The sequence below is a fragment of the Burkholderia sp. AW33-5 genome (genome assembly GCF_053427615.1).
Genome location: NZ_JBSAXA010000050.1, coordinates 1 through 7,462, shown reverse-complemented (window position 1 = coordinate 7,462; position 7,462 = coordinate 1). Strand labels below are relative to the sequence as shown.

Annotated in this window: 10 protein-coding genes and 1 pseudogene; 1 reads left to right on the top strand and 10 read right to left on the bottom strand. The window is 59.3% G+C overall.

Annotation, left to right across the window (positions count from 1 at the left end; all coding sequences use genetic code 11):
- Positions 1–31 precede the first annotated feature (31 nt).
- The 8 genes from ACV22V_RS31990 to ACV22V_RS31955 all read right to left on the bottom strand — a co-directional run bounded on the left by ACV22V_RS31990 (position 32) and on the right by ACV22V_RS31955 (position 5,244).
- Positions 32–238: an EamA family transporter gene (locus ACV22V_RS31990; RefSeq protein ID WP_448016702.1), complete on the bottom strand. Its 207-nt coding sequence runs from the start codon at positions 236–238 to the stop codon at positions 32–34.
- Between the two features lie 27 nt (positions 239–265).
- Positions 266–1,621 (bottom strand): sensor histidine kinase, encoded by a 1,356-nt coding sequence (locus ACV22V_RS31985; RefSeq protein ID WP_448016701.1) that lies wholly within the window; start codon positions 1,619–1,621, stop codon positions 266–268.
- Complete coding sequence (locus tag ACV22V_RS31980; protein WP_448016700.1) at positions 1,597–2,262, bottom strand: response regulator transcription factor; 666 nt, start codon at positions 2,260–2,262, stop codon at positions 1,597–1,599. The genes ACV22V_RS31985 and ACV22V_RS31980 overlap by 25 nt, the downstream gene beginning before the upstream one ends.
- A gap of 22 nt (positions 2,263–2,284) precedes the next feature.
- Positions 2,285–3,043, bottom strand: coding sequence for a COG4705 family protein (locus ACV22V_RS31975; RefSeq protein WP_448016699.1), 759 nt, complete (start codon positions 3,041–3,043; stop codon positions 2,285–2,287).
- A gap of 16 nt (positions 3,044–3,059) precedes the next feature.
- A complete protein-coding gene (locus ACV22V_RS31970; protein ID WP_448016698.1) occupies positions 3,060–3,512 on the bottom strand; it encodes a hypothetical protein in 453 nt (150 codons plus the stop codon).
- Between the two features lie 28 nt (positions 3,513–3,540).
- Positions 3,541–4,323 carry a COG4705 family protein gene (locus ACV22V_RS31965; RefSeq protein ID WP_448016696.1) on the bottom strand — a complete coding sequence of 261 codons (783 nt, stop codon included), beginning with the start codon at positions 4,321–4,323 and terminating at the stop codon, positions 3,541–3,543.
- A gap of 69 nt (positions 4,324–4,392) precedes the next feature.
- Positions 4,393–4,608, bottom strand: a complete 216-nt coding sequence (locus ACV22V_RS31960) for a hypothetical protein (RefSeq protein WP_448016694.1) — start codon at positions 4,606–4,608, stop codon at positions 4,393–4,395.
- 90 nt (positions 4,609–4,698) lie between these two features.
- A complete protein-coding gene (locus ACV22V_RS31955; RefSeq protein WP_448016703.1) occupies positions 4,699–5,244 on the bottom strand; it encodes a two-partner secretion domain-containing protein in 546 nt (181 codons plus the stop codon).
- Here ACV22V_RS31955 and ACV22V_RS31950 point away from each other — a divergent pair.
- A complete protein-coding gene (locus ACV22V_RS31950; RefSeq protein ID WP_448016692.1) occupies positions 5,243–5,971 on the top strand; it encodes an IS6 family transposase in 729 nt (242 codons plus the stop codon). The genes ACV22V_RS31955 and ACV22V_RS31950 overlap by 2 nt on opposite strands.
- 158 nt (positions 5,972–6,129) lie before the next feature.
- Here the strand turns inward: ACV22V_RS31950 and ACV22V_RS31945 are convergent.
- Both ACV22V_RS31945 and ACV22V_RS31940 read right to left on the bottom strand, forming a co-directional pair.
- Positions 6,130–6,303: pseudogene (locus tag ACV22V_RS31945) on the bottom strand (aspartyl/asparaginyl beta-hydroxylase domain-containing protein); the annotation flags it as partial.
- A gap of 5 nt (positions 6,304–6,308) precedes the next feature.
- The gene (locus ACV22V_RS31940; RefSeq protein ID WP_448016690.1) at positions 6,309–7,247 is read right to left on the bottom strand and encodes a hypothetical protein; all 939 of its coding nucleotides are present in this window, start codon (positions 7,245–7,247) and stop codon (positions 6,309–6,311) included.
- Positions 7,248–7,462 lie beyond the last annotated feature (215 nt).

Sequence of the window (7,462 nt, the reverse complement as noted above, 5' to 3'; positions counted from 1 at the left end):
CGGTCGCAAAGCCGGACAGCCCAAGAAAAATCTATGTCTTGGGTGACAACTCCAAGGGGTTGGCCCATTTCCCCGTGTAGGCAACATACGCCGACAGGACGACGATGATGATGGCTGTTCGGATCAAGGTAGCCATATCGGAATCCACTCCCTGAATGCCTACCTTGGCAAAAATGGCCGTCAGCGCCGCAAACACAGCCGACAGTAGTGCCCAATAGAACCAGCCAATTGAAGTCATCAATTCCCCCTCTCCACGTTTCTCAGGTCATTGCCTCAAGGGAACGATAACGGAAACCTTTAAACCGGTTTTCTGAGTTTCGTCCACGAAATCGAGGCGAATTTCCGCACCGATGCGATGGGCAATCGTCTGGACGATAGACAGCCCCAGGCCAGAACCAATCTGCTCGCTGCCCAGCGTGCGGTAGAAGGGATCAAAAACCCGATCCCGTTCTGCCAACGGGATGCCAGGCCCGCTGTCCCGAACACGCAGCTCGGCTTTCTCTTCCGATACACCAACAGAAAGATCGACCCTCCCGCTCTCCGGCGTGTAGCGAATGGCGTTATCGACCAGATTCTTGACCAAGGCGATCATGTCCATCTCGCTCGCCCACACTTCGGCGTCTTGCGTGCCTTCGACCCCGATGTCGATGTGCTTGGCCTCGGCCAGAGGCATGAGGTCTTCCAGCACACGGCGGTAGATGCCCTGGACGGAAACCGGCGACTTCGGCTTGTCAGTGGCCGACTGCGCCTTGGCCAAGGTCAGGAGTTGATCTAGCAGGCTTCGGCCGCGCTCGATTCCTTGGCGCAACACCGTCAATCGTTCGCGCGCCAGGGCGGACATTTCTGCCTCTGCCAGCCTCTCAGCTTGCAGCGAAAGGGCGGTCAACGGCGAGCGCAGTTCGTGCGCGGCATCCGCCACAAAGCGGCGCTGGGATTCCATAGACTGGCCGACACGGGCGAGCAGGCGATTGATTGCGACGGCGAACGGGCGCACCTCGGCCGGAAGGTGACGGTCTTCGACGGGGTGCAGTTCCTGCTCTGCGCGCAGGTCGATTTCCTTGGAGAGCGCGGCAATGGGGCGGAACATCTTGCGCACCAGGTCAGCGACGATCAATAGCAGTACCGGCACGAGAATCAGAAAAGGCATCACGGTGCGCAGCGCTCCATCGCGGGCGATTTCATTGCGGAAACCCGCTTCCTGCGCCACGGCGATGCGTTCACCGGCAGCCGTGGTCTTGACCATCACGCGGAACGACTCGCCACCGACCTCCAGCGTATGTAGTCCATCGGCCAGGGTTGTCGGAAGCGGGAGTGTGCCCCCAGTATCCACGCCTACGGGAGAGGGACTGAGCTCGCCCAAACGCTGGACGATCACCCGCGATTCTTCATCGGCATCTTTGAGACGGGTATCGGTGGTCGGTGCGGCAGGTGACAGGCGCTGACGGTCCATGAGCTGCGCCACCTGGCGCAACACGTCGTCTTGTAGCTCGTGGGCCTCATCGAAGGCGGACAGGAACGAGAAGACGCCAGCCACGATGGCCACCACGAGGATGACCAGCGATAGGGTGAAGGACAGCTTGAGCTGAACCGACTCGTTTAGGCGTCTTTTGAGACCATCCATCCGACCCCCCTGACGTTCTTGATGACCTCGCTGCCGAGCTTGCGCCGCAGCGCGTGGATCAGAAATTCGACGGCATTGCTTTCGACCTCTTCCCCCCAACCGTAGATGCGATCCTCCAGATCGCTGCGCGAGAGAATGGCCCCAGGCCGTACCAGCAAGGCTTGCAGCAGCGAAAACTCGCGGTTGGACAGTGGCATCGAGGAACCGCCCTTGATGCTGGCCTCTTTCGTGGCCGGATCGAGCGACACCACGCCATTGGTGAGCGCGGGTGAGGCGGTGCCGCCCTTGCGCCGCAGAACGGCGCGCATCCGGGCCAACAGCTCTGCCATCTGAAAGGGCTTGGAAACATAGTCGTCGGCCCCGCCGTCCAGGCCGCGCAGCCGATCATCCAGGCCATCACGCGCCGTAATGATGAGCAATGGGATCGGGTTGTCCTTGGCACGGAGGCTGGCCAGCACCTCCAGTCCATCCTTGCCTGGCAGGCCCAGGTCGAGCAGAACCAGGTCATAGTGTTGGCAACCCAGTGTCGTGAGAGCGGTCTGCCCGTCCTTCACCCAGTCGGCGGCGTAGGACGCGTCCTTCAATGCGCCCTGGATCGCTTCGCCGATCATGGGGTCGTCTTCGACCAGCAATACCCGCATTCCCCCTCCTTTCAATTGTTGTTCAATGCGCCGTCCGGGCTGCCCGTTGTCTGAACAGTAGAATTGCAACCAGCATGAAGGCCAGCAGCGCGGCCGACGCCGAATAGCGGCTCAGCGCCAGACCTCCCGCGCTCAGCGGCTTGTCCAGAAAGTCGCCGACCACGGCACCCAGCGGGCGGGTCAGGATGAACGCCGCCCAAAACAGCAGTGTGCGGGACACGCCCGTCCTGTAGTAGGCCACCACCACCAGGGCGAGCAACCCGCTGAACACGATGGCCGCGCCGGTATAGCCCAAGCCTGCGGTATCCGCCGCCCAGTCCCCCAGCGCCGTGCCCAGTGTCTGCGAGAACATGATCGTCAGCCAGTAGAACGCTTCCGCGTTGGGCGAGCTGACGGTGCTCACCGACACGGAGCCGAGGGTGCGATGCCAGACGAAGAGCGAGCCGAGCAGCAAGGCCAGCAGCAAAGTCGAACCGCCAGCGTACCCGATTCCGAGCGAACGATCTGCAAAATCGGCCAGCGTTGTGCCGACCGTCGTGGTAGCGATGATGGTCGTCCAGTACAGGAAGGGGTGGAAGCCCTTGGCCTTGACCTGCGCAACGACGGCAGCCAGGAAGATCACCGCGAAGATGCCGGTGCCGACCAGATAGCCCAGGTTCATGGACATCGAGACAGCATCGCCGCCGGTTTCGCCAAGCGTGGTCGCGGCAATCTTGATAAGCCAAAAGCCCAACGTGACTTCGGGCACCTTGGCCAGAGCGTGTTCAGTGGATGTTTTCATGGGGCACGCTCACGGGTCAGGCTTTGCCTTCGAGCGTGTCGAAGGTTTTTAGCAGAGCACCCATCGCAGCCTTGCAGTCAGCTTGGCTTGGCGTATCGGCACGCAACGCAGACAACGCCTTGTCGATGGCTTTGTCGAGCACATGCCAGTCGTCGGCAGCGCGCGGTTTCAGTCCGGCCTCGGCCGAATCCCAGGTCACCTCTAAATCCTTGATGCGGGTCTTGGCGGCGGGCAGATCACCCTTGTCTACGATGGTGGCCACGTCAGTGGCGATACTGCGAAATGCGGTCAAGTCGCCCAGCTTGGAAGCGGCTTGGCTCAGCGATGTCGTGCTGGCGTTGGTCGCGGGGGCGGGCACGGCGCTCGTGCCGCCTTGGTCGGCAGGTTTGGAGCAGCCGGTGGCCAGGGCTACGAGCGCCACCACCGATACGGTGGCGACAAGGCGAGCGATAGAGTGCTGATTGGACATGATTTCTCCTTGGAAATTGGGTAGAGGGTTACTCGGCGGCTTGGGCGGAGCGGCCTGCGTTCATGCCGATCTGCGCAACGGCCACCAGCATGACGATGACTGAGAGGAACATGGCGCTGGTCCACATGGCCCCCATGCCGAGGCCACCGTAAGTCTTGGCTTGCGTCAGCAGGTCGCCGAGCGCTGCGCCGAAGGGACGGGTCAGGATGTAGCCGATCCAGAAGGTCAGCACGGCGTTCCCACCCATACGCCAGGCTGCATAGGTAATGCCGATAAGCGCGCCGAAGGCGACTGCGCCCCAGGTAAAGCCCAAGCCCAGTGCCTCGGTCGCCAGATCGCCGGCAGCGGTGCCCAGCGCAAACGTGCAGAGGATGGCTGACCAATAGAACAGCTCCCGGCTGCGCGTCACGATGTCGTGGATGGACAGAGTGCGTTCGACCCGATACCAGACAAAGAAGATCGCGGCGAGCGCCATGGCGAACGCCGAAGTGCTGATGTACAAGCTGACGCCCAGGCCGTCGGTCAACAGATCGGTGATCTGGGTACCGACCACGCTGACCAACACGACCGTTAGCCAGTAAATCCAAGGGGTGTAGCGGCGGGTGCGTAGCTGCGTGAACAGGGCGACTGCCAGCAAGGCACCCATGACGGTGCGCGTCAAGCCTTGGCCAAAGCCCGCGTTGACCGCCAGGAAGTCGGCCCCCGTCTCGCCCACCGTCGTGGACATGATCTTGATGATCCAGAATGACAGCGTGACTTCAGGGACTTTGTTGAGCCAGTCGCTTGCTCTGACCGTTGGCAAATTGTTCATGGTGTTCTCCTGCCGAGGTGAAAGGGATTGCCGCCAGTCTGACCAGGCAGACTTAGCCGATCCATAGGCTCACTCGCGCACCCATCCCAGCGCGATCAGCCTGCCGAACAACAAGCAATGGATACGGGCCGCCAGTCGGTAGATCGGTCCCAAATACCAACGTGCTTCGTGCAACGTCAGCACGGCACGGAACGCTGCGACCGCGATGGCACCAAGCATGTCCAGCGGAAAGTGAACCCCCAGGTAGATGCGCGACCAGGCGATGGGCAGGCCAAACAGTGCCAAAGCGATACCAGCCCTTCGCAGTCCTCGCTGTAGCAGAAAGCTGACGGCAAGCCGTTGCCGATGGGAATGGCGAAAAGGGCTTAGCGTGCTTTATTTTCCGTTTTCTGAGACGACCCCAACACCAACCCCGTACTCATTGGACGCGAGTAGGATTTTCCCGGCATACATACCGCCAAGCTGACCCACATCGATGCCGACTGACGGCACCGGACCAGTGCCCTGAATGGGCGTCGCGGCCAACGTGGCGTAATCGATGTGATTCGGGCCAGTGACAACGTTCACGCTGCTTCCGCCATAAATAGCAGCGTTGGCCTGAACCGCTCTTGCCAACAAATCAACCTGATCGAGATTTGACGCATTGAACCCTGGCCCTTGCACCGTAATATTGCCTTGGGTTACATTAATCCCCGTCACGTTTCCATTTGCGTCAATCAGCGGCGTGCCAGTTGTCAGTGTGGCTCTCGATGTATTGAGAAAACCGCCGCCCGACAAGATTAATCCGGAAGGGCTTGCGAGAATGACGTTTGCCTTGGGGCCGGCTATCTCAACATAACCTTGGATTAAAGAGGGATTATTGCTGTTGACCTGATTGGGCACTGTCACGTTGGCGGGTGTGGTCGCGTAAGATGATGCGATGAAACCGAAAGCGCTCTACCACGGCCATCGATTCCCCGCAGCAGTTATCAGCCAGGCGGTCCGCTGGTATTTCCGCTTCCAGTTGAGCCTACGCGACATTGAGGAGCTGCTATCCGAGCGCGGCGTGATCGTCAGCTACGAGACAATCCGCCGGTGGTGCGACAAATTCGGTGCGGCCTTCGCTCAGCGGGTCAAGGCTGCGCGGCGAAAGCCGAGCCGCACTTGGCATCTGGACGAGATGTTCGTGAATCTGCGCGGCGAGCCCTGGCTGCTGTGGCGGGCGGTCGACGAACACGGTGCCGATCTGGATATCCTGCTGCAGAAGCGGCGCGACAAGGTCGCAGCCAAGCGCTTTTTCCAGCGAGTGCTGCGTTCCTGTCCGGCACCGCGCAAGATCGTCACCGACCAGTTACGCAGTTACCCGGCTGCCAAGGCTGGCATCCCCGAGCTCGCCAACGTCAAGCACGTGTTCGTGAAGGCCGCTGCCCGCGTGAACAACCGCGCCGAGAACAGTCATCAGCCGACCCGCGAACGCGAGCGGCGCTTCAAGGGCTTTCGCGACCCGAAGCGCACTCAGGCCTTCCTGTCGAACTTCGGGCCGATCCGCCAGCACTTCGCCCTGAAGCGGCATCTGCTGCGCGCATCGCTCTACCGCAAACAGCTTGCCGAACGCTTCGCAATCTGGAGAGAATTCACCAGTGACGCTCAGAATCCGTCTGCAGTCTGAGGGAATCATTTACGTTCTCGCGAGCGCCACTTGCAGCCGCCAAGTTGACAGTGCCCGTGGTCGACATGCGCATCGAGCCGCTCGCCTATGCACGTTTCGACTGGGTCGGCGTAAAGCAACCGAATTTGACGCGGGCAACTGCCTGACCAGCCGGGAGCCGATCCCGCATACGGATCGCAATGTAGATCGAGCCTGCCCTCTGCCGGCAACTGCATGAACATTGCAGCTTTGATCGATGGAATCCGGGACAGGATCTCGACCGAGCGCGGGGACGGCGACTGCGCCGACGGATGCGGCGCGTCGTGCCACTTCAATCAAAAATGTTTCCAGCCGTCGCCTACTGTTTGAAATTGAAAAGCGTTACGCCGTCAGGCGTGGAAATGCCCAGAACCTTGTCACTGGAAATGGCGGTGAGATGCAAGGTGGCACCGTTCGCGTCCGTAAAAAAGGCAAGCCCCTCCGCTTCCCAGGATTCGTGAGTCGTTGAAGCTTGCCCGACATAATCGGCCAAGTGAAGAACCGGCGTTACTGCTCCAGTATTCAAGTCGATCATGTTAACGGTCATTCTGGAGTCGTTTCCGAGCGTGTACAGGTGGTTGCCGCTGACTTTGGCACACTGAATCGAGGATAACGGCTGGGACAAATTCAATTGCGTACGCACCGGAGCTCCGGTCCACAGTGAGCTGAGCGTGAACATGTTGAGCTTGGTCGCATTGCCGTATTTCATCGTGTACACCATCTGCTTTCCTGAATCGACGGCAACCCACGGCACCCCGTCATTCTGGTCGACATCGAGAGGCAGGGCCGCGATTTGACCGGTAAACGAAAGGTTATTCGCATCATAGGTCGCGATAGCCGGGTGCTGGTACCCGTTCACCTGGTCCTCGAGCGGTGCGAATATCTGTCCTTGGTAAGTATCGATGCATCCAATGTGATCAGTCAGATATTTGTCGTGTGTATCGCCCGTGATGGCAATGGTATTCGATTTTGTTTTGTTGAAGCTCATGTCGGTGTTTTCGAGTCCGAGTCTCCCTGAGAAATTAATCGAATTGCTCTGCGTGTCAAAGGCGATGCCCTGGGTGCGTGTAAGGGCGATTTCGGGGTCGCTGGTAAATGGGAACTCTTTCGTATTGGTGAGGAGCCATCCGGACGGCGGTTGCTGAGAACCGCTGTTCGATCCAGTCGGTGGAGTGTTTTCTTTCTCGCCGCCGCATGCGGCAAGCAGCAGGGTAACGGCAAATGACATGGGGAGAATGATTTTTGCTGATTTTTTCATAGCTGGATCGGTTTACGTTTGAAGGGCGAAATTGATCAAAGATTGCGCAGTTATCTTGTTTTTGATAAGGTATTTGGCAGTCGAGGCCGTCAAATTATTTTTAAGTATTTTCCTGTTTCTTTGGTGTGCGAATGGGTGTTTCTGATATTGGTATTTATTTTATCTGGGTTGGGTTGGTGAGATTTAATTCTGGGTGGTGCGTTAAATGCCTGCAC

Bases quoted from the DNA above. Each gene is read 5' to 3' on its own strand.
- ACV22V_RS31990 (WP_448016702.1), bottom strand. From the start codon at position 238: ATGACTTCAATTGGCTGGTTCTATTGGGCACTACTGTCGGCTGTGTTT.
- ACV22V_RS31985 (WP_448016701.1), bottom strand. From the start codon at position 1,621: ATGGATGGTCTCAAAAGACGCCTAAACGAGTCGGTTCAGCTCAAGCTG.
- ACV22V_RS31980 (WP_448016700.1), bottom strand. From the start codon at position 2,262: ATGCGGGTATTGCTGGTCGAAGACGACCCCATGATCGGCGAAGCGATC.
- ACV22V_RS31975 (WP_448016699.1), bottom strand. From the start codon at position 3,043: ATGAAAACATCCACTGAACACGCTCTGGCCAAGGTGCCCGAAGTCACG.
- ACV22V_RS31970 (WP_448016698.1), bottom strand. From the start codon at position 3,512: ATGTCCAATCAGCACTCTATCGCTCGCCTTGTCGCCACCGTATCGGTG.
- ACV22V_RS31965 (WP_448016696.1), bottom strand. From the start codon at position 4,323: ATGAACAATTTGCCAACGGTCAGAGCAAGCGACTGGCTCAACAAAGTC.
- ACV22V_RS31950 (WP_448016692.1), top strand. From the start codon at position 5,243: ATGAAACCGAAAGCGCTCTACCACGGCCATCGATTCCCCGCAGCAGTT.
- ACV22V_RS31940 (WP_448016690.1), bottom strand. From the start codon at position 7,247: ATGAAAAAATCAGCAAAAATCATTCTCCCCATGTCATTTGCCGTTACC.